21 protein-coding genes are annotated in these 19,084 nt (G+C 73.8%); 6 read left to right on the top strand and 15 right to left on the bottom strand.

The window, feature by feature from the left end; all coding sequences use genetic code 11:
• Window positions 1-71 precede the first annotated feature (71 nt).
• Window positions 72-398, top strand: a complete 327-nt coding sequence (locus tag OG472_RS40060) for a hypothetical protein (RefSeq protein WP_401610761.1) — start codon at window positions 72-74, stop codon at window positions 396-398.
• Between the two features lie 95 nt (window positions 399-493).
• Entirely contained in the window at window positions 494-781 is a 288-nt protein-coding gene (locus OG472_RS40055) for a chaplin (RefSeq protein WP_405942865.1), read from the top strand.
• Between the two features lie 54 nt (window positions 782-835).
• Here the strand turns inward: OG472_RS40055 and OG472_RS40050 are convergent, their stop codons facing one another.
• From OG472_RS40050 to OG472_RS40005, 10 genes are all read right to left on the bottom strand, one after another.
• Window positions 836-1,456, bottom strand: a complete 621-nt coding sequence (locus OG472_RS40050) for an HAD family hydrolase (protein ID WP_405942864.1) — start codon at window positions 1,454-1,456, stop codon at window positions 836-838.
• Window positions 1,457-1,544: 88 nt separating this feature from the next.
• Complete coding sequence (locus OG472_RS40045) at window positions 1,545-2,408, bottom strand: tyrosinase family protein (RefSeq protein WP_405942863.1); 864 nt, start codon at window positions 2,406-2,408, stop codon at window positions 1,545-1,547.
• 30 nt (window positions 2,409-2,438) lie between these two features.
• Window positions 2,439-2,810: a tyrosinase family oxidase copper chaperone gene (locus tag OG472_RS40040; RefSeq protein ID WP_401610756.1), complete on the bottom strand. Its 372-nt coding sequence runs from the start codon at window positions 2,808-2,810 to the stop codon at window positions 2,439-2,441.
• 59 nt (window positions 2,811-2,869) lie between these two features.
• The gene (locus tag OG472_RS40035) at window positions 2,870-3,409 is read right to left on the bottom strand and encodes a GNAT family N-acetyltransferase (RefSeq protein WP_405942862.1); all 540 of its coding nucleotides are present in this window, start codon (window positions 3,407-3,409) and stop codon (window positions 2,870-2,872) included.
• Window positions 3,410-3,425: 16 nt separating this feature from the next.
• The gene (locus OG472_RS40030) at window positions 3,426-4,022 is read right to left on the bottom strand and encodes a trimeric intracellular cation channel family protein (RefSeq protein ID WP_405942861.1); all 597 of its coding nucleotides are present in this window, start codon (window positions 4,020-4,022) and stop codon (window positions 3,426-3,428) included.
• 169 nt (window positions 4,023-4,191) lie between these two features.
• Complete coding sequence (locus tag OG472_RS40025; protein ID WP_405942860.1) at window positions 4,192-5,214, bottom strand: alpha/beta fold hydrolase; 1,023 nt, start codon at window positions 5,212-5,214, stop codon at window positions 4,192-4,194.
• A gap of 75 nt (window positions 5,215-5,289) precedes the next feature.
• Window positions 5,290-5,913 (bottom strand): hypothetical protein, encoded by a 624-nt coding sequence (locus tag OG472_RS40020; protein WP_405834104.1) that lies wholly within the window; start codon window positions 5,911-5,913, stop codon window positions 5,290-5,292.
• Between the two features lie 212 nt (window positions 5,914-6,125).
• Window positions 6,126-7,280 carry an acyl-CoA dehydrogenase family protein gene (locus OG472_RS40015; RefSeq protein WP_405834102.1) on the bottom strand — a complete coding sequence of 385 codons (1,155 nt, stop codon included), beginning with the start codon at window positions 7,278-7,280 and terminating at the stop codon, window positions 6,126-6,128.
• Complete coding sequence (locus tag OG472_RS40010) at window positions 7,277-8,479, bottom strand: acyl-CoA dehydrogenase family protein (RefSeq protein ID WP_405942859.1); 1,203 nt, start codon at window positions 8,477-8,479, stop codon at window positions 7,277-7,279. Before OG472_RS40010 ends, OG472_RS40015 begins: the two co-directional genes overlap by 4 nt.
• Window positions 8,476-9,450, bottom strand: a complete 975-nt coding sequence (locus tag OG472_RS40005; RefSeq protein WP_405942858.1) for an NADPH:quinone oxidoreductase family protein — start codon at window positions 9,448-9,450, stop codon at window positions 8,476-8,478. The genes OG472_RS40010 and OG472_RS40005 overlap by 4 nt, the downstream gene beginning before the upstream one ends.
• A gap of 223 nt (window positions 9,451-9,673) precedes the next feature.
• Here OG472_RS40005 and OG472_RS40000 point away from each other — a divergent pair, with 223 nt between their 5' ends.
• From OG472_RS40000 to OG472_RS39990, 3 genes are read left to right on the top strand one after another with little or no spacing between them, the layout of a single operon-like run.
• Window positions 9,674-10,822, top strand: a complete 1,149-nt coding sequence (locus OG472_RS40000) for a hypothetical protein (RefSeq protein ID WP_405942857.1) — start codon at window positions 9,674-9,676, stop codon at window positions 10,820-10,822.
• A 49-nt stretch (window positions 10,823-10,871) separates the two neighbouring features.
• Window positions 10,872-11,771, top strand: coding sequence for an SDR family oxidoreductase (locus OG472_RS39995; protein WP_405942856.1), 900 nt, complete (start codon window positions 10,872-10,874; stop codon window positions 11,769-11,771).
• A 35-nt stretch (window positions 11,772-11,806) separates the two neighbouring features.
• A complete protein-coding gene (locus tag OG472_RS39990) occupies window positions 11,807-12,610 on the top strand; it encodes a hypothetical protein (RefSeq protein ID WP_401610739.1) in 804 nt (267 codons plus the stop codon).
• Here OG472_RS39990 and OG472_RS39985 read toward each other — a convergent pair.
• From OG472_RS39985 to OG472_RS39965, 5 genes are all read right to left on the bottom strand, one after another.
• Window positions 12,597-13,430, bottom strand: a complete 834-nt coding sequence (locus OG472_RS39985; protein WP_405942855.1) for an enoyl-CoA hydratase/isomerase family protein — start codon at window positions 13,428-13,430, stop codon at window positions 12,597-12,599. The two genes, OG472_RS39990 and OG472_RS39985, sit on opposite strands and share 14 nt — an antisense overlap.
• A gap of 63 nt (window positions 13,431-13,493) precedes the next feature.
• Complete coding sequence (locus OG472_RS39980; RefSeq protein ID WP_401610736.1) at window positions 13,494-14,255, bottom strand: PIG-L deacetylase family protein; 762 nt, start codon at window positions 14,253-14,255, stop codon at window positions 13,494-13,496.
• A gap of 115 nt (window positions 14,256-14,370) precedes the next feature.
• A complete protein-coding gene (locus tag OG472_RS39975; protein ID WP_405943244.1) occupies window positions 14,371-15,675 on the bottom strand; it encodes an alpha/beta fold hydrolase in 1,305 nt (434 codons plus the stop codon).
• A 153-nt stretch (window positions 15,676-15,828) separates the two neighbouring features.
• Window positions 15,829-16,914 carry an S-(hydroxymethyl)mycothiol dehydrogenase gene (locus tag OG472_RS39970; RefSeq protein ID WP_383577714.1) on the bottom strand — a complete coding sequence of 362 codons (1,086 nt, stop codon included), beginning with the start codon at window positions 16,912-16,914 and terminating at the stop codon, window positions 15,829-15,831.
• 73 nt (window positions 16,915-16,987) lie between these two features.
• Window positions 16,988-17,920 carry a LysR family transcriptional regulator gene (locus OG472_RS39965; RefSeq protein ID WP_401610733.1) on the bottom strand — a complete coding sequence of 311 codons (933 nt, stop codon included), beginning with the start codon at window positions 17,918-17,920 and terminating at the stop codon, window positions 16,988-16,990.
• 71 nt (window positions 17,921-17,991) lie between these two features.
• On the opposite strand from OG472_RS39965, the gene OG472_RS39960 reads away from it, so the two are divergent.
• On the top strand, window positions 17,992-18,969 hold the full coding sequence (locus OG472_RS39960) for a dihydrodipicolinate synthase family protein (RefSeq protein ID WP_405834087.1): 978 nt from the start codon (window positions 17,992-17,994) through the stop codon (window positions 18,967-18,969).
• Window positions 18,970-19,084: the final 115 nt, after the last annotated feature.

Here is a 19,084-nt window from a genome sequence, read left to right as displayed (position 1 = left end):
CGCACGGTCGCACAGCCGTCCAACGGGTGACAAGGCGTGACCGTGCCCGGGCCCGCCCAGGTTGGACGGGCATGCGATTCGTGCGTATCCACCACACCACGGTGCCCGCCTTGCTGCTCGCGGGCGCCACGCTCCTCGGCGGCCCGGCCCTGGCCGCCACCGGGCCGGACTTCCAGTACGTCGGCCAGGACGACCGGGTCCACGGGCTCACCTCGCCGAAGGGCTGCGTAGAGGCAGAGGGCGGCGGCGCCCGGCCGGTCACGAACGGGACCCGGGGCTCGGCGACCCTCTACCGGGACCCGGGCTGCTCGGGCCGGGTGGTCGGGGTGCTGCGGCCCGGCGACATCAGTCAGGTACGGCCGTACTTCGCCTCGGTGCGTTTTCCCGTCACCGGGTAGGCCCAGCGGCCGTGACCCCTCGGCCGCCCCTGCGTTGTATGCCATGTCAAATGCCGCAGATTCTGCGGCGCCCCTTATCTCACGAGGAGATCTTGATGTCGCGTATCGCGAAGGCATTCGCCATCACCGCTGTCACCGGTAGCGCCGTAGTCGCCGGTGCCGGTCTGGCCGTCGCCGATGCCGGAGCGCACGGTGCGGCGGTCGGCTCCCCCGGTGTCCTGTCGGGCAACCTGCTCCAGGTCCCGGTGCACGTCCCGGTCAACGTCTGCGGCAACACGGTGAACATTGTCGGTCTGCTGAACCCCGCGTTCGGCAACACCTGCGTCAACGCGTCGGGCCACGGCGACAAGCACCACACCGACGGCGAGGGCTACGGCCACTGATCACCTGATCAGCTGATCGACGAAGGGGCCCCCGCCGCACCGGCGGGGGCCCCTTCACGTGCGGAGGAGAGCGGACAGCGCGTCCTCGAGGTCTTCTATCCGGCGGTATTGGACGGCGGCCATCCCCACTGCGCGGGCCGCGGCGACGTTGTCGGCGGTGTCGTCGATGAACAGGCAGCGGTGGAGCGGGACTCCGACCCGTTCGGCGGCCATCCGGTAGACCCGCGCATCGGGCTTCGCGACACCGATGCGGGAGGTGTTCACCACGGCGTCGGCGAGGCCGTCAAGGCCCTGCCGGGCGAGATCCGACTCCAATCGAGTGGTCGCGTTGGAAACCAGGGCGACGGCCACGACTTCGCGGACCCGGGTGAGGAGAGAGACGACCTTCTGATCGATACGTGGCACGAGTTCGGACCACGCGGTGACGATGCGTCGGGCGCGGTCCGCCGATCCGCATACGTCGGCGAGGTCCACGGCCACCGCGGCGCGCCACTGCTCATCGGTGACCTCCCCCGTGATCGCGGGCTGCAGGCGGGACGGCGCGAAGGCGGCCGCCGCGATCGTGCCCGCGGGAAGTCCGTGCACGTGGTCGAGGTCGGTGGGGCCGGGAGCGGGCCAGTGCCGGAGCACGCCGTCGATGTCGCAGAGCACGGCGTCGTAGGGGCGGACCGTCATGATCGGGACTCCTTGGTGGTGTTCCGCCCGTGGCGGATCGCCACGGGTCAGGTGCCCAAGGCATCCTCGCAGGCCGCCCCCCGTCGTCTCACTCGTAGCGGTAGAGGTTCTGGTGGCCGAGGATCTCGCGCGGGGGGATGTTCCACGGCGGCATGGGCTCGTCGAGGGAGATCACCCGGCCCTGCTGGAGGTCGCCGCGGGCGAGGGGGGTGGCGGGCAGGTAGCCGGCGGTGGGGTGCTTCTGCTGCCAGCGGTCCCAGACCAGGTCCACGAAGGCGTGGTGCAGCCAGAAGGCCGGGTCGTTGGGTGCCGTGCCGCCCGTCATGTGGCCGCCGATCCACTGGTGGACCTTGTTGTGGTTGCGCCAGCGCTCGCTCTTGGGCGCGGCCCAGCCCTCCAGCTTGTTGCGGAAGCCGCCCGCGCCGGCGGTGGAGTCCCACGGCGAGCTGTCGTAGACCGGGTCGTCGATCGCCCACTGCAGTTCGGCCGCGGTGGGCAGCTTGATCGGGTTCTGCGGCCGGCCGAGGTTGCGGGTGAGGAAAGCGGACTCCGTGATGCCCACGGTCACCGTCCAGTTGCCCTTGTCGTAGGCGAACGGCCCGGTCATCACCTTGCGGTCGCTCGCCCGGCCGGTGCCGCCGAGGAAGTCGTCGGCCCAGAGGGAGGAGACCGGGCTGGTGTCGGTGGTCCAGTCCCAGTACGGGATGGACACGGCCGGGTCGATCTCCTGCAGCTTGCGCTCGAATTCGAGCAGGTACAGCCGGTGCCACGGGAAGAAGGAGGGTGACATGTGCCCGACGCGCAGCTTGCGGTCGCGGTCGGGCACGAAGTACTTGTCGTGCGTGCGCACCAGCGCGTCGTAGGCGCCGTTGCGTTTGAGCTCCAGCACCGCCGTCGTGAACCGCTTCTTCTGGGCACTGGTCAGGTTCTTCTGGTTCTGCCGGGTGTGCAATGCGGGGCTCCTCCCGTTCCCGTGGGTGTGTCAGCCGTGGTGCGGCGCGGCCGCGAACGCCAGCTGCGCCGTGCCGAGTTCGTCGACGGCGGCACGGGCCAGCTCCAGCGGCGTCGCATAGGACTGGAAGTGGTTGATCCCGCTGAGGTAGCTGCCGTCGGCCCGGCGCATGACGTGCAGCGGGCGGCCGTCGATGCGGACCCCGGCGACGTCGACGGCGATGTGCCGGCCGCGGTACGTCTCCTCCTCGGCGAGCGGCGCCGGGGTGAGCGTCTGCCGGGGGCGCCGGGCGCGCAGGACGGGGGCCAGCGCCGCGGCCGTACCGGCGAGCACGGCCGCGGTGAAGGCCGTACGGAGGACCGCGCGGCGGGTCAGTGGTGCGGCGGCGGATGCAGCGGACATACGGTCTCCCTCGCTCGGTGGCAGGCGGCTACGGGTCTAACGCCGCGCGGCGGACGAGGTCACCCGTGAGTGCTACACGGCCGCTTGTAGTACAGGGTGGTGGGGTGCAGGCGGCCGGCCGGATCGGTGGCGTAGTCGGGGATGGTGCCGACCTCCGTCCAGCCCGCGGCGCGGTAGACGCGCTCGGCTCCGCTGCCGGTCTCGGTGTCCAGGAACAGCAGCACCACCCCGGCGCGGGCGGCGGCGGTCTCGGCCTCGGCGAGCAGCGAGCGGGCGGTGCCCCGGCCGCGGGCAGCCGGGTGGACCATGAGCTTGCGCAGCTCGGCGCGGTGGCGGCCGTTGGGCTTGGACTCCCGGTACCAGCTGACCGTGCCGTCGATGCGGCCGTCGTCGCCCGTGCGGGAGACCCACAGGGCGAGGGAACCCTCCTCGACGGCGGGCAACAGGGAGTCCCACCAGGCGGCGGCGCCTTCGTGGTCGAGGCCGGCGAGGAAGCCGAGCGAGGAGCCGTCCTCGACCACCTCGAGGAGGAGGGCGGCGAGTTCGTCGCGGTGGGCGCGGAGTCCGGCCGCGTCGAGCGCGGTGATGGTCTTCGTCATGCGGTGAGCGTAGGGATCACCTGGGGGCGCCCTGCAGGCGGGGCAGGTCGAGGTCGCGGAAGACCGCGGCCAGGCGCAGGGCGAACACGAGGGCGGCGCAGACGGCGGTGTTGGCCGTGTCCGGGGCTCCGGCCCGGTGCAGGCCGAGGTGGGCGGCGGCGCCGGCGAGGGCGGCTGTCGCGTACACCTCCTCGCGCAGCAGCAGCGGCGGGAACTCCCCGCGGAGCACGTCGCGGACGACCTCGCCGGTGACTCCGGTGAGGACGGCGACGGGGGTGACCTGGGCGTCCATGGCGGCGCGGGCTCCGATGACGGTGACGACGGCGAGCCCGACGGCGTCGACGGCCATGAGGGCACGGTGCGGGAGCTCCCGGCAGCGCAGGTAGACCATGGTCAGGACTGCCACGGTGGCGATGAGGACGAGCAGCACCCGGTCGTGCGTCCAGTAGAGCGGGTGCCGGTCGAGGACGAGGTCGCGCGGGGTGCCGCCGGAGACGGCCGCCGCGAAGGCGAGGACCAGCCCGCCGAAGGGGTCCATGCGGGCGCGGTGCGCGGCGAGCACGCCGGAGGCGGCGAAGGAGGCTGTGCCGAGGAGGTAGAGGGCGTGCAGCATGACGCCTCCTTCACGGGGCGGGCGGGGCGTCGGGGAGACCCGTCGAGCCTGCCGCACCTTGTGCTGCGGCCGCATCGGCCGTTCAGCCGTGGCCCACGTTCGCCGAAGGTACGCATCGCGTGCCCCTTCGGCGGCGTGCGGTTCGGCGGCGTGCGGTGGTGCGGCCGGGTCAACGCGACTGGTTGCGCATCCCGTTCCGCACGTGGCCGACCACGTCACGGACGGCCTGCGACACCACTTGAGGCTGCTCCACGGCGATCGCGTGTCCGCTGTCGGTGTCGGTGACGTGCCGGGCGTGCAGTTCGGCGGCGAGGCGGTTCTGGGCGGCCAGCCAGGCCGGCCAGGTCGAACCGCTGTCTCCCACCTGCAGGTCCCACGGCTTGTCGGAGGTGAGCACGACGGCCGGCAGGGGGACGGACGGCGGGGGTGCGGCCCGGATCTCGGCGACACTGGCCGTGTAGTCGGGTACCTCCAGCCCGTTCGGCCCCTTCATCCCGTCGATTTTGTGCATCCAGTCCGACCACTGAGCCGGTGTCAGCGTGTCCCGCAGGTGGGTCGAGGCGCCGTCGACGGTGACCAGAGCGGCGGCCCTGGGGACGCCCGTGCGCGCGGCCAGGGCGGTGATCATCGCACCCCATGAGGCCCCGACCAGCACATAGGGGCCGTGTTCGCCCGCCGCCGAGAGCACGGCCCGCAGATCGGCTGCGCCTTCCGCCGCCGTCGTGGGCTGCGGCACCGGGGTCGACGGACTCGGCCTGTCGTCGAGGCGCGTGGTACCGGGACGGTCGTAGGCGCACACCCTCGTGAAGGTGGCGACGGTCGGGAGCACCGCCGAAGCGCTCGGCACCGGGGCGGCGGCCGGATCGGCGGGGTCGACCGCGTGGGTCCACTCGTCCGCGGCGCCTCCCGTCCCGGACACGAGCACGACCGTCGGCGAGCCGCTTCCCCGGCACTCCACGTAGACGCGGCGGCCACCCTCCAGGGTCACCGTGCCCGCGAAGTCCCCGGGGGTGGGCTCACCGGTGGGTGCCGCCGTTCCACCGGGGGCCACGGGCGGGCCGGCAGAGGCCGACGCCGTGACGGCCGGCGAGAGGCCGAACACGACCACGACCACGACCACGAGGGAAACGGCGAGCCGGCGGGGTCGACGTGCCGCGATGCGCGGTGCCAGGGGCCCGCGTCGTGAGGGCATGCGTCCAGTCTGGCACCCGTGTATCGGGCGCGCAGCGGCAGCGGTCCCCGGGCCGGCCGGCCTCTCCTCCCCCGGTCAGTACAGCTTGTTCACCGCGGTGCGCAGGACGTTCTTCCACGGCTCCACCGGCGGGGCGCCCCAGTAGCTGGACCATTCGACGAGGGTGACGGTGTCCCCGTCGCGGCCCACGCCCCACAGGTAGTTGAAGTAGGGGCGCTCGTGGGCACCGCTGTCGACGGTCCCCATCCCCTGGAGGGTGGCTCCCTCCTCGACGTTCACCGCGCCGTGGTCGTATCCCGTCGCGGTGATGCCGGGCCGCTCGTTCTGGCGGCGCGGGCAGTCGGCGAAGTTCCGCCGGGCCGCGTCCGCGAACTCGGCCGCCTCGGCCTCGGTCGTGAAGACCACCACCTTCTGCTGGGCCGAGGCGGTCTCCGCGGTGGAGAAGTCCCGGTGCCAGACGTTCACCTCGGGCGGCTGCCACGTCCAGTCCTGCAGGCAGTTGTACCGCGAGCCCCAGCCCCGCTGGACCGGCGGGGCGGACCACCCGACGCCGTCCCCGAGGCGGATGTCCGAGATGTACAGGGTCCCCGGCCGCGGCCGCCACTGCTCGGCGCCCGCGGCGGGCCCCGACGTCACGAAGGCCAGCACCGCGGCCGCCGCCGCGGCGGCCGATCCGCGCATCCCCGCACGTACTCCCATCACGTTCCCCCTGTGCCTACCGGTGTCCCCGCCCCGGCCGGGACGCGGATACGCCCAGCCTGCGCAAGGCCGCCCCGGTCACGGAGGCCCTTCGGCGACGATGACCTGAATTCCCGCCGGACTGTCCGGAAAAGACAAACACCCCAACAGGGAACCTTTCCCTCCGGCAGGCGCCCCCGGTCGGGCGCACCCGTACGCCGCCTCTGGTGGGTCTAGGGCGCCGGAAGCTCGGCGAAGTCCGCGACCAGGCCGCGGTGGTGGCCCGCCGTGCCGAGGGCCAGGGAGTCGGCCTTGGCCCGCTTGAGGTAGAGGTGGGCGGGATGCTCCCAGGTCATGCCGATGCCGCCGTGGAGCTGTACGCACTCCTCTGCGGCTCGGACGGCCACGCCCGAGCAGTAGGCCTGGGCGACGGCGACCGTGAGCGGCGCGTCGGGGGCCTCGGTGGCGAGGGCGTCGGCCGCGGCCCTGGCCGCCGCACGCGCGGAGGCCACGTCGAGCCAGAGCCGGGCGAGGCGGTGCTTGAGGGCCTGGAAGGATCCGACGGGCCGGTTGAACTGGTGACGGGTGCGGACGTGCCCGACGGTCTCCGTCAGGCACCATTCGGCGAGCCCGAGCTGCTCGGAGGCGAGCAGTCCGGCCCCGGAGAGCAGGGCTCCGGCCACGGCCGCCCGGGCTGTCGCGGGGTCGGCGAGGCGGGTGCCGGCGGCGGCCCGCAGGGTGACGGTGGCGAGCGGGCGGGTCAGGTCCAGCGGGACCTGCGGGGTCAGCTCGGCGGAGGCGGCCGGGACGGCGTACAGCCCGGTGTCGGCGAGGACGAGCAGGACGTCGGCGGCCACCGCGTCCGCGACGGAGGTGACGGTGCCGGTCAGCGCCCCGTCACCGGAGTCCCGGACCGCGGGCGGGAGGGGTGCCCCGGGCGCGAGGGTCAGCGGCACGGCAGGTGCGCACACCGTGTGGCCGGAGGCCAGCTCCCGCAGCAGTGGGGCGGCTTCCGGGGTGTCGCAGCCGAGCAGGATCTCCGTGGCCAGCACGGCACTGGTCAGGTAGGGGACGGGCGCCACCGCCCGGCCCAGCTCCTCCAGGACCACGGCGGCCTCGCGGTGGCTCGCGCCCTGTCCCCCGAGCTTCTCGGGTACGAGGAGACCGGCGGCGCCGATCTCGACGGCGAGGGTGCGCCACAGCGCCGGGTCGTGCGGCCGGCCGGTCTCGGCCCGGGCGAGGACGCTCTTCGCGTCGCAGCGGTCGGCGAGGAGGGCGCGTACGGCGGAGCGGAGCTCCTCCTCGGTTTCGGAGTAGAGCAGGTCGGTCGGTGCCGTCGGCAGGGTCGGCGGTGTCGTCGGCGCTGTCCGTGCTGTCCGTGCTGTCATCGGGAGAGGTCCTTCCACGCGAGGTCCTTGTCGTCACGCGGCTCGGGGGGCAGGCCGAGGACCCGTTCGGCGACGATGTTGAGGAGGATTTCGCTGGTGCCGCCCTCGATGCTGTTGCCCTTGGCGCGCAGGTAGCGGTAGCCGGCGTCGCGGCCGGTGAAGTCGACCAGTTCGGGCCGGCGCATCGTCCAGTCCTCGTACAGGAGGCCCTCCTCGGCGAGGAGTTCGACCTCCAGTCCGCTGATCTCCTGGTTGAGCCGGGCGAAGGTGAGCTTCATGCCCGATCCCTCGGGGCCGGGCTGGCCGGCGGCGAGCTGCTGGCGCAGCCGTTCCCCGGTGAGGCGGGCGACCTCGGCCTCGACCCACAGTTCCAGCAGCCGCTGGTGGAGGGCGTGGGTGCGCAGCTCGGGGCGCTCGCGCCAGGCGGCGGCGACCGGCGCGATCATGCCGCCCTCGCGCGGGATGCGCATGCCGCCGATGGAGACCCGCTCGTTCATCAGGGTGGTGCGGGCGACCGCCCAGCCCTCGCCCACCGCGCCCAGGCGGTGGCTGTCGGGGATGCGGACGCCGGTGAGGAAGACCTCGTTGAACTCGGCCTCGCCGGTGATCTGGCGCAGCGGCCGGACCTCGACGCCGGGGGCGTGCATGTCGCAGAGGAAGTAGGTGATGCCCTGGTGTTTGGGGAGTCCGGGGTCGGTGCGGGCGATCAGGATGGCCCAGCGGGCGGTGTGTGCGCTGGAGGTCCACACCTTCTGGCCGTCCACGATCCAGTCGCCGGAGCCCGTCTCGCGGACCGCGCGGGTGCCGAGCGCGGCGAGGTCGGATCCGGCGCCGGGCTCGCTGAAGAGCTGGCACCAGACCTCCTCGCCGACCCACAGGGGGCGCAGGAAGCGGTTCTTCTGCTCCTCGGTGCCGTAGGCGAGGATCGTGGGCGCGGCCATGCCGAGGCCGATGCCGATGCGGCGCGGGTCGTTGTCGGGGGCGCCGGCGGCCTCCAGCTCGGCGTCGACGACGGCCTGGAGGGTGCGGGACGCGCCGAGTCCGCCGAGGCCCTCGGGGTAGTGGACCCAGGCGAGTCCGGCGTCGAAGCGGGCGCGCAGGAAGTCGGTGCGGGCGGTGTCCCGCGGCGGGTGCGCGGCGAGCAGCTCCCGTACCCGGGCGCGCAGCTCCTCGGCGGTGGTGGCGGCGGTGGCGGTCATCGCGGGCCTCCGTCCTGTGCCGGTACGACGACCAGCCGGCCGGTGGTGGTCCCGTCGGCGAGGCGCTGCACGGCGTCGGCGGCCGCGGCGAGCGGGACCCGTTCGCTGACCAGCGGTTTGACGGCGCCTCCGGCGGCGAGCCGGGTGAGCTCGGTGTGGCAGGCGAGGATGGCGGCGGGCTCCTTGGCGGCGTAGAGCCCCCAGTGCAGGCCGAGGATGGCGTAGTTCTTCACCAGTGCGTGGTTGAGGGCGGGGGCCGGGATGGTGCCGCTCGCGAAGCCGACGACGACGATCCGGCCCTCGAAGGCCACGCACTTGGCGGAGGCCGTGTAGGAGTCGCCGCCTACCGGGTCGTAGACGACGTCGGCGCCGCGCCCGCCGGTGAACTCCTTGACGCGGGAGACGAGGTCCTCCGTCGTACGGTCGATCACCAGGTCGCAGCCGAGCTCCTCGGCGGTGCGCGCCTTGGCCTTGCCTCCGACGACCCCGATGACGGTGGCCCCGGCGGCCTTGCCGAGCTGGACGGCGGCGCTGCCGACGCCGCCGGCGGCCGCGTGCACGAGGAGGGTCTCGCCGCTCTGGAGGCGGGCGCGGCGGTGCAGGCCGAACCAGCCGGTCTGGTAGCCGATGTGCAGGGCGGCGGCCTCGGCGTCGTCGAGGGTGTCCGGCGCCGGGAGCAGGGCCCGCGCCGGCGCGGTGACGTACTCGGCGAAACCGCCGTGCGGCAGGCTCGGGTTGGCGATGACGCGGCGGCCGTCCTCGGTCTCGCCGCAGATCTCGACGCCGGGGGTGAAGGGCAGCGGGGGCCGGATCTGGTACTGCCCGCGGACGAGCAGCGCGTCGGGGAAGTTGACGTTCGCCGCGAGCACTTTGAGCCTCACCTCGCCCTCGCCGGGCACCGGCTCGGGAACCTCTTCGAGGCGCATGGCCTCACGGGGCTCACCGGGGGTATGTACTCGCCATGCCTGCATCCGGGGCCTCCAGCCGCCGTCGAGGATTCACGCTCCGCGCGCATACTAAGCGGTCGCTTGCCCTTCTGTGAACCCATCGCCTCCGAAGGTGTGTGCAGAGGGCCTGTTTGTCGTGCAGCATGTGTCCCGTAGATCAACAGTGATCGACATCGGTCAACAAGCAGATGCCGAAGGGCATATGACCCGCACCATCGGGGGGACTCACATCGTGAACGGAATCGGGATGAGAAGCGTGACGGCCGCGGCGGGGGCCGCCGCCGTCCTCGCAGGGCTGATCACCGCCGCCGGACCGGCCTCGGCCGCCGCCGCGGCGTGCAGCCCCGCCATCGAGCTGCTGCCCGCCCTGCCGGGGCTGAGCGGGGGCACCGTGGCGGGCTTCGGCACCGGCGGGCTCGTGGTGGGCGAGAGCGGCAGCCGGCCCGCCTACTGGACCGGCGCGGAGCACACGGTCCACGCCGTCCCGCTGCCCGCCGGCTTCGACCGGGGCCGCGTCAAGGCCGTCAGCGCCACGGGACTGATGGTGGGCACGGCCACCCGCGACTCGGACCGGGCCGGCATCGCCTTCACCCACCAGCTGGGCGCCGCGACCTCCGAGGCGCTGTCCGCGCCCCTGCCCGAGTGGCAGGACGTCGGCGTCGACGTCAACGCGTCGGGCCGGGTCGTCGCCGTGGACAACGGCGTCGCCAAGGAGTGGGTGAACGGCAAGGTCGTGCGCGAACTGCCGGTTCCCGCGGGCGAGATCCCCGGCACCAGGATCACCTCGCTGAACGGCATCAACAAGCGCGGCGACATCGTCGGCACGGCCACCGGCTCCTACTTCGACGCCGACAACGACATCCAGGTCACCAAGACCTTCCCGGTGGTCTGGCCCGCCGGCGGCGGCTACCCGCCCTACAGCCTCCAGGTGTGGAACGGCTACCACCACTCGTTCTCCACGATCGGCAGGGACATCGACGACCGCGGCCGCGTCGTCGGCCTGGAGGACTACTACTACCGCAACGACCCGAAGCTGACCCCGGCCGTCTGGAAGAAGCCGTACGACGCCCTGCCCGCCGACCCGGGCCGGCTGAACGGCTACCACGACCTGGAGCTCTCGGGTACCAGCCCCACCACGAACGTGGCCGTCGGCACCGCCACCAACTTCGAGGAGAGCTGGCCCAGCTACTTCCAGGCCGTCTACTGGCCCGGGAAGGGCGCTCCGCTGGCGCTCCCCTTCCCGGCGGGCGCCCCGGGCGCCGTGCCGCTCAGCCGCGCCTTCGCCGCCACCGACGACGACCGGGTCGGCGGCACCGTGAGCGACCGTGAGACCGGGGCGAACAGCGCCGTGATCTGGACCTGCGCGAGCAAGCAGGCGTACGCGCCGAAGGGCTGATCCCGTCCGGGGCATGGCGATCTCGGCGCCCGCGCGCTATCGATGCCCCATGACGGACGAGATTCCGCGCGGCCTGCCCGCGCCCCCGCCGCTCGGCGCCGCCGCCCTGCCCCCCGGTACGTACACGGGGCAGGTGGTCCTCGTGACCGGCGGCGGCACCGGGCTGGGCAAGGCCATCGCCGCCGAGTTCGCACGGCTCGGCGCCGATCTGGTGATCGCCGGCCGGCGCTGCGAGCAGCTCAAGGCGGCGCAGGAGGAGCTGGCGGCCGTACCCGGCGCGGGCCGGGTGACGGCCGCGGTCTGCGACATCAGGGATCCCGAGCGGGTCGCGGAGGTCTTCGACGCGGCCGGGGCGGCGCTCGGGCTCCCGGACGTCCTGGTCAACAACGCGGCCGCGAACTTCCCCTCCCCCGCGGAGGACCTGTCGCCGAACGCCTGGCGGGCGGTCGTCGACATCACGCTGACCGGGACCTGGTTCGTGACGCGCGAGTTCGGGCGCCGCCACCTCGCCGCGGGCACCCCCGGCTCGATCGTGAACATCGGCGCCTCGTACGCCTGGACGGGCGGGCCCGGCTTCGCCCACAGCGCCGCCGCCAAGGCCGGGGTGAAGAACCTGGTGGAGACGCTCGCCGTCGAGTGGGGCCCCTACGGCATCCAGATCAACGGGCTGGTGCCCGGGCTGTTCCCGCACGCCGACATGACCGAGGACATCCGTGGCGGCCTGGAGCATGCCGCGCCCGACTCCAAGGACGCCCGGCAGCCCGCCCTGCGGGTCGGCGCTCCGCGTGAACTGGGCTGGGCCGCCACCTTCCTGGCCTCGCCCTACGCCCGCTTCGTCACCGGCCACACCCTCGTGGTCGACGGGGCGAACTGGCAGCGCCGGTCGCTGGTCAACCCCGAAGTGGTCCCGGTCCGCACCCAGCTGGGCCGGGGCCCGTTCATCCCCTGAGGCCGGTTGTCAGTGGCCGGTGCGAGGATCGCACCATGTCTCTCGCCGATCTGACCCTTGACCGCTGGCGTGCGCTCGACCCGGCCGCCGCCGGACGCATCGCACACGAGGCCGCCGCGCAGGTGGGCGGCCGGGTGGTGCTGCTCGACACCGCCCGGCACCTGGGCGGGCCCCTGCACCGCGTCCGCATCCAGCGCGCGGGGCAGGAGTTCGCCCTCATACCCGGCGGGACGGTGCGGCTGGGGTTCGACCTGGACGCCTGGGCTCCGACCCCCGCCCAGGCCGCCGACTACGCGGCGAGCGTGGACGAGGGGTACGGGTACGGGCACGAGGACCTCAAGGCCTATCTCGCCGACGTGCTCAGCCCTCGGCGCACCGCGGATCTGCCCACCGTCCTGATGGCCGTGGAGAACGAGGCCCTGAGCGACGACCCGGCCGACATGCCGGACGCCCTCGCGGCTCGCGGGCTGCGGATGCCCGGCGCCGACGAGTGGGAGCACGCGTGCGGGGCCGGGGCGGCCACCCTGTTCCGGTGGGGGAACGAGTGCCCCCTGGACGAGGCGCCGTACGGGCGCAGCGGCGGCGTGCGGCACGAACCGAACGCCTTCGGGCTGCACATCGCCTACGACAGCTACGCCACGGAGCTGAGCGGGGACCCGACCGCGGTGCACGGCGGCGACGGCGGCGAGGCCGTCTGCGGTGGATACGGCGACCTGCTCGCCTGGCTGCCGCTGGCCACCTCCAACCGCAACCCGTACATGGCCGAGTTCGTGTACGGGCCGGAGGGCGAGGGCATGTACGAGGAGTTCTCGACCCGGCCCGTGCTCAGCCTCCACTGAAGCGCGGGGGGCGGCGGGCCGCCTTGGCCGTGTAGCCCTCCCGGCAGTCCTCCGAGGTGAGGGTGAGGGCCGCGGTCATCGCCACCCGGTCGAGGGCCGCGGGAAGGGCGGCGTCGGCGTAGGCGTCGACCGCCCGCTTGATGCCCTGGACCGCGAGGGGTGCGTTCGCGGCGATCTCCCGTGCCACGGCTCGGGAGGCGCGGTCCAGGTCCTCGCCGGGGACGACGAGCTGGACCAGGTTGAGTCGCTGCGCCGTCGCGGCGTCGATGCGGCGGCCCGTGAGGGCCAGGTACTTGGCCCAGCCCGCGCCCGCCTCGCGGGCGATGCGGAGGTCGCCGCCCGCGTCCACCGCCACGCCCAACCCGGCTTCCGGCAGGGCGAAGATGGCGTCCTCCGCCGCGACCCGGACATCGGCCATCAGGGCCAGCTCGAAGCCGAAGCCGAGGCAGTAGCCCTGGACGGCGGCCACCACCGGCTGCGGGAGGCGGGCGAGGACCGCGAAGCGCTCGTGCACCCAGCGGATGCCCTCGTAGTAGTTGCGGGTGCGCTCGGCGGCGGATCCCCCCGTGATGCCGCCGCCGGGGGCGGTCACGTCGATGCCCGCGCAGAAGGCCCGGCCCTCGGCCTTCAGCAGCACCGCCCGGACGGACGCGTCGAAGCGGATCCGGTCCGCGAGCAGGCCGAGCTGGCGGGTGGACTCCCAGCTCCAGCCGTTGAGCTTGTCCGGGCGGCACAGGGTGAGGACCGCGAGGCCGTCCGCGACCTGCAGCCGGATCCGCTCCTCACCCTCCGCGATCTCCGTGGAGATGGTGTCGATCACCGTGTCCCGCACCCCCGCCCGATGGCCCGTGAATTGACGAACCGTCAGACTAGGGGTGGCCCGTCAGCGGGGGAAGACCTCGAACGGCACGGCCGGACGGCCGCCGAAGCGGGCCGCAGCCTGCTGGGCGTTCCCCGTGAGGAAGGTACGGACGTACTCCTCCGGGTCCTGGTCCGTGAGCACTTCGATGTACGCCTTGTGCTCCAGCAGGGACTTCACGGAGCGCTCCAGCCCGGGACCGGCGTCGGCCGCGTGCGTCGGCGTGGTGGATCCGGCCACCGCGACCCAGCGCACGCCGTTCCACGGCTCCAGGCCCTGCTCGATGAGCTCGGGGAAGATCCAGCGGTTCCCGGCGTCCCCGGCCGCGTCCAGGACCGCCCGGCCGACGGCCTTGTGGTCGGGGGTGTTCCAGAAGCCGCCGCCCTGCGCGCCGCCCCACGTGTCACGGTGGTTGAGGGTGACGATCAGCTCGGGCCGGTGCCGCCGGACGGCCGCGGCGATGTCCCGGCGCAGATCGAGGCCGTACTCGACGACGCCGTCGCGGTAGTCCAGGAACTCCACCTCGGACACGCCGACGACCGCGGCACTGGCCCGCTGCTCCGCCTCCCGCAGGGGACCGCAGTCGGCGGGGGCGAGGCTGTCGATGCCGGCCTCGCCGCGCGTGGCGAGGAGATAGACGACCTCCCGGCCCCCGTCCGTCCAGTCCGCGATGGCCGCCGCGCACCCGTACTCCAGGTCGTCGGGGTGCGCGACCACCGCGAGTGCACGCGTCCAGTCGGTGGGCATGGGCTGCAATGCGGGCTGCTGATCAGGTTGTTCGGTCATGAGGGCACCCTAAGCGACCCGGCCCGCATGCGCAGGTGACGGCGCCGCGGACAGCGATGCGGCGCCGCCCGTCGAGGCGGCGCCCGATCCCGCGGACGGCGGCGCCGGGGCGGTCTCAGGCCTCGTCGCGTACGAGGGACAGCAGTCGGTCCAGGACGCGGGGGCCGCCCGCGCGGACGCCGTCGTGCTCGAACTCGTCCGTCACCCAGGTCCGCAGGCCGCGTACGGCGCGGGCGGTGGCCAGGGAGTCGGCGGTGTCCACGTACATGTCGTCGTGGTAGACGGCGGCCGCCACCGGTACCTCGTTGGCGGCGAGGCGCGCCGGGTCGTAGAGCGGCTGCCAGCCGGTACGCGCGGCGAGCAGCTCGGCGGTCTCGCGGAGCGGGACGAGGGACGGGTCCGTGGTGAAGTGCCAGGGGTGGATGGTCTCGCCGCTGAAGAGCACGGGCTCGTCGCCCGCGAGGGCCTTGGCCGCGTCGAAACGGGGGTGGCCCGCGCGGACCCGCTCGGCGGCCCATGCGGTGGGCGTGGCCGGGTCCTGGGCGTAGATCGCCTCGTGGACCAGCGCGTAGAGGGGGTGGCCGGCGAAGGAGAGCAGGGCGCGGGCGCCCTCCAGGAAGGCGTCGGAGAGGGCGGGGCCTGCCGGGGTCGGCACGAAGGCGTCCTCCAGCAGGTAGTGGAGCTGGTGGCTGCCGTCGCCGCCGCCGAGGAGGATGCCGAGGGACTGGAAGCCCTCGACGGTGAGGGTGTGTCCGCCGGGGAGTTCGGCCGGGTGGTCCGCGAGGTGGGCGGCGATCCGGCGGGCGCGCTCGACGTCCATGGGGTAACGGGCGTAGTGGGCCAGGTTCTTGCGCTCGATGCGGGGGAACGCGGCCTCGTACACCTCGTCGGCGGTGGCGGTCAGCGACGGCAGGCCGCCCGTGATCAGGGCGGCGCTGAGGCCCTCGGGCGCGGTGGAGAGGTAGTGGGTCGCGCAGAAGCCGCCGAAGCTCTGGCCGAGCACGGTCCAGGGCGCGCCGCCGGTCAGGCCGGGGCGGATGGTCTCGGCGTCGCGCACGATGGAGTCGGAGCGGAAGTGGGAGAGGTACTCCGCCTGCTGGGCGGGGGTGCCGCGCAGGGGCAGGGTCTGCCGGTTCACCGGGGTGGACCGGCCGGTTCCGCGCTGGTCGAGAAGGAGCACCCGGTACTCGGTGAGGGCCCGCGCCAGCCAGGCCTGCCGGCCGATGAAGCGGCGGGCGCCGAAGCCCGGACCGCCCTCCAGGTACAGCAGCCACGGAAGCGTCTCGGGGTCCTTGCCGGTGGCGACGACCTCGCGGGCGTACAGCTCGATCCGCTCCCCGTCCGGGCGGGCGTGGTCCAGGGGGACGGTGAACCGGTGGTCGGTGAGGACCGTGCCGGGCTGGCGGTAGCTGTGGGCGATGGTCACGGGCGGCCCCCTGGGGTACGAGGTGCGGAATTCCGCGCCCCGGCCGAGTGGCGGCGGGGGCGCGGTGGTGGCGGTCCGCCGAGTCTATGGGGTGCCCTGCCGGCCGGGCCGGGCCCGGTGGACCCGGCCCGGCGGCAGGGCGGGGTGTCAGAACTCGACGACCGAGCGGAGCACCTCGCCGCGTTCCATCCGGGCGAAGGCGTCCTCGACCCCGTCGAGCGGGATGGTCTCGGAGACGAAGGCGTCCAGGTCGAGCCGGCCCTGCAGGTAGAGGTCGATGAGCAGCGGGAAGTCGCGCTCGGGCAGACAGTCCCCGTACCAGGAGGACTTGAGGGCGCCGCCGCGGCCGAAGACGTCGAGGAGCGGGAGTTCGAGCTTCATCTCCGGGGTCGGCACGCCGACCAGGACCACGGTCCCGGCGAGGTCGCGCGCGTAGAAGGCCTGCCGGTAGGTCTCGGGGCGGCCCACGGCGTCGATGACCACGTCCGCGCCGTTTCCTTCGGTCAGGCCCTGGACGGCCTTGACCACGTCCTCCGTACGGCCGTTGACGGTGTGGGTGGCGCCCAGGCCGCGCGCCCACTCCAGCTTCCGGTCGTCCAGGTCCACCGCGATGATCTTCGACGCACCCGCGAGCCGGGCACCGGCCACGGCCGCGTTGCCCACTCCCCCGCAGCCGATGACGGCGACGGAGTCGCCCCGGCCCACGTTGCCGGTGTTCAGGGCGGCGCCGAGGCCGGCCATCACCCCGCAGCCGAGGAGTCCGGCGGCGGCCGGGGCCGCGGCCGGGTCCACCTTGGTGCACTGGCCGGCCGCCACCAGGGTCTTCTCGGCGAAGGCGCCGATACCCAGGGCCGGGGACAGCGGGGTGCCGTCCTCCAGGGTCATGGGCTGGGTGGCGTTGTGGGTGGCGAAGCAGTACCAGGGGCGTCCGCGCTTGCAGGCGCGGCAGGTGCCGCACACCGCGCGCCAGTTGAGGACGACGAAGTCTCCGGGCGCCACGGAGGTGACGTCCGGGCCGACGGATTCGACGATCCCGGCGGCCTCGTGGCCGAGCAGGAAGGGGAACTCGTCGTTGATCCCGCCCTCGCGGTAGTGCAGGTCGGTGTGGCAGACCCCGCAGGCCTGGACTCTGACGAGCGCCTCGCCGGGCCCCGGGTCGGGCACGAGGATCGTCGTCGTCTCCACCGGTGCGCCCTTGCTCCGGGCGATGACCCCTCGTACGCGATGCGTCACGTCGTACCCCGCTCTGATCGAATCGGTCTGGATCAACGAACGTACACGGGCGGCACGCGGTACGGGAGTTGTGTCACGTTTCGGCACGCGACCCGACCAGATCCGGTGGTACGGCGGCCCGGAGCGCCGCGCCGAAGGCGGCCACGGCGGGATGGGCGCCGGCCCCGCTGCGGAAGGCGAGGCCGGTACGGCGCCGCACGGGAAGACGGGTGAGGCGCACGGCCGGATCCGCGGGGCCGGTGACCCCGAGCTGCGGTACGAGGGCCACGCCCTGGCCGGCCGCGACCAGCGCGAGCACGGTGGCGAACTCGTCGACCTGGTGGCGGACCCGCGGCGTGAAACCGGCGGCCTGGCACGCCCGTACGGTCATGGCGTGGCAGAGGGTCCCGGGCGTGGCGGTGATCCAGGGCGCCCGTGCGTGGGTGCGCAGGGACGCACCCTGGTCGTGCCCCCCGGACGGCTCGGGGGCCTCCGCGGCGGGCGCGGCCAGGTACATCGCCTCGGCGAAGAGGGGCTCGACGGCCAGGCCCGGCTCCTGCGGGGCGGGGACGAAGTCGTACTCGTGGACCAGGGCCACGTCCAGGTCGCCTGCCCGCAGGGCGTGCGCCACCGCGGCCGGGTCGGTCTCGGAGACCATCGGTTCCAGGGCGGGGTGGTGCCGGGCGAGGGCGGCCAGGGCGGCCGGGACGATGGCCCGGGTGGCGGTGGGGAAGGCGCCGATCCGCAGGGCTCCGGCCAGGCCGCCGCGAGCCCGGGCGAGGTCGGCGTCGGCCTGTTCGAGCCGTTCGAGGACGGCCTCGGCGTGCCGGACCAGGTTCTCCCCCGCCGGAGTGAGCCGCACCCGGCGGCCGGTGCGCTCCAGCAGGGGCAGTCCGGCCTCCCGTTCCAGCACGCTGAGCTGCTGGGAGACCGCCGAAGGGCTGAAGGCGAGGGCTTCGGCCACGGCGGCGATGGTGCCGCGGCGGGCGAGTTCGCGCAGCAGGCGCAGGCGTCGTACATCGAGCATCGGCTCAGCTTACGGTTCGAGTAAGAAACGCGAACTGGATTTGACGCTCCGGGCGGGTGAGGCTCTTCGTCATGCGACAGGACACGGCACAGCACGCGACACCGGACACGACACTGCACATCGCGGAGGACCTCCCCCTGCACGGGATCCACGTACCGCTCGTCACCCCTTTCACCCCCGCCGGGGACATCGACGCCGGGGCCCTGGAGGCGCTCGCCCACGAGGTGCTCGACGCGGGCGCCACCGGGATCGTCGCGCTCGGCACCACCGCGGAGACGGCCTCCCTCGACGAGGCGGAGCGCGACCTCGTCACCGGAGTGTGCGCCGAGGTCTGCCGGGAGCGGGGGGTGCTGCTGACGGTGGGCGCCGGGGCGGGCGGCACCCGGGCCGCCGAGGCCTCGCTGACCCGGCTGGCCCGGTGGCCTCAGGCGCGGGCGGCGCTGGTGACGGTGCCCGCGTTCGTACGGCCTTCGGCGCCGGGGGTGTTGGCGCACTTCGAGCGGCTGGCGCAGGTGAGTCCCGTACCGCTGATCGTCTACCACATCCCCTATCGCACCGGGCAGCCGCTGGATGCGGCCGCACTGCGGGCCCTCGGGGCACTCCCCGGGGTGGCCGGGATGAAGTACGCGGGCGGCGGCATCGACCAGGACGCGGTGGATCTGCTCGGGGACCTGCCGGCCGGGTTCGAGGTGCTGGCGGGCGACGACGCGTACCTGTCTCCGCTGCTGGCGCTGGGCGCGGCGGGCGGGATCCTCGCCTCGGCGCATCTGGCGACGGAGCGGTTCACGGAGCTCGTGGCGGCCTGGCGGTCCGGTGACGTCGCCCTGGCGCGGCCACTGGGGCACGCGCTGGCCCGGATGTCGGCCGCGGCCTTCGCCGAGCCCAATCCGGCGGTCGTCAAGGGCGTGCTCCACGCGCAGGGCCGCATTCCGAGCCCCTGCGTACGGCTCCCGCTGCTGCCCGCTTCGGAGGCGGCGGTGACGGCCACCCTGGAGCGGCTGGGCGAGCTCCCCGCCGGCTCTCCGCAGCAGGCGGCGCATGCCGGATAAAGTCCGTGATGGGCGATTCGCCGCCTAAGCTCCTGTAGCCCGAATAGGCAGGATGGAGGCCGGACTTGCCCGTATTGAGCAAAGGGGTCCGGCCCGTGATGTGAGTCACGCCGGA

The sequence above is a fragment of the Streptomyces sp. NBC_00207 genome, from assembly GCF_045160965.1.
Classification (GTDB): domain Bacteria; phylum Actinomycetota; class Actinomycetes; order Streptomycetales; family Streptomycetaceae; genus Streptomyces.
This window is presented reverse-complemented; position numbering and strand designations above follow the sequence as displayed.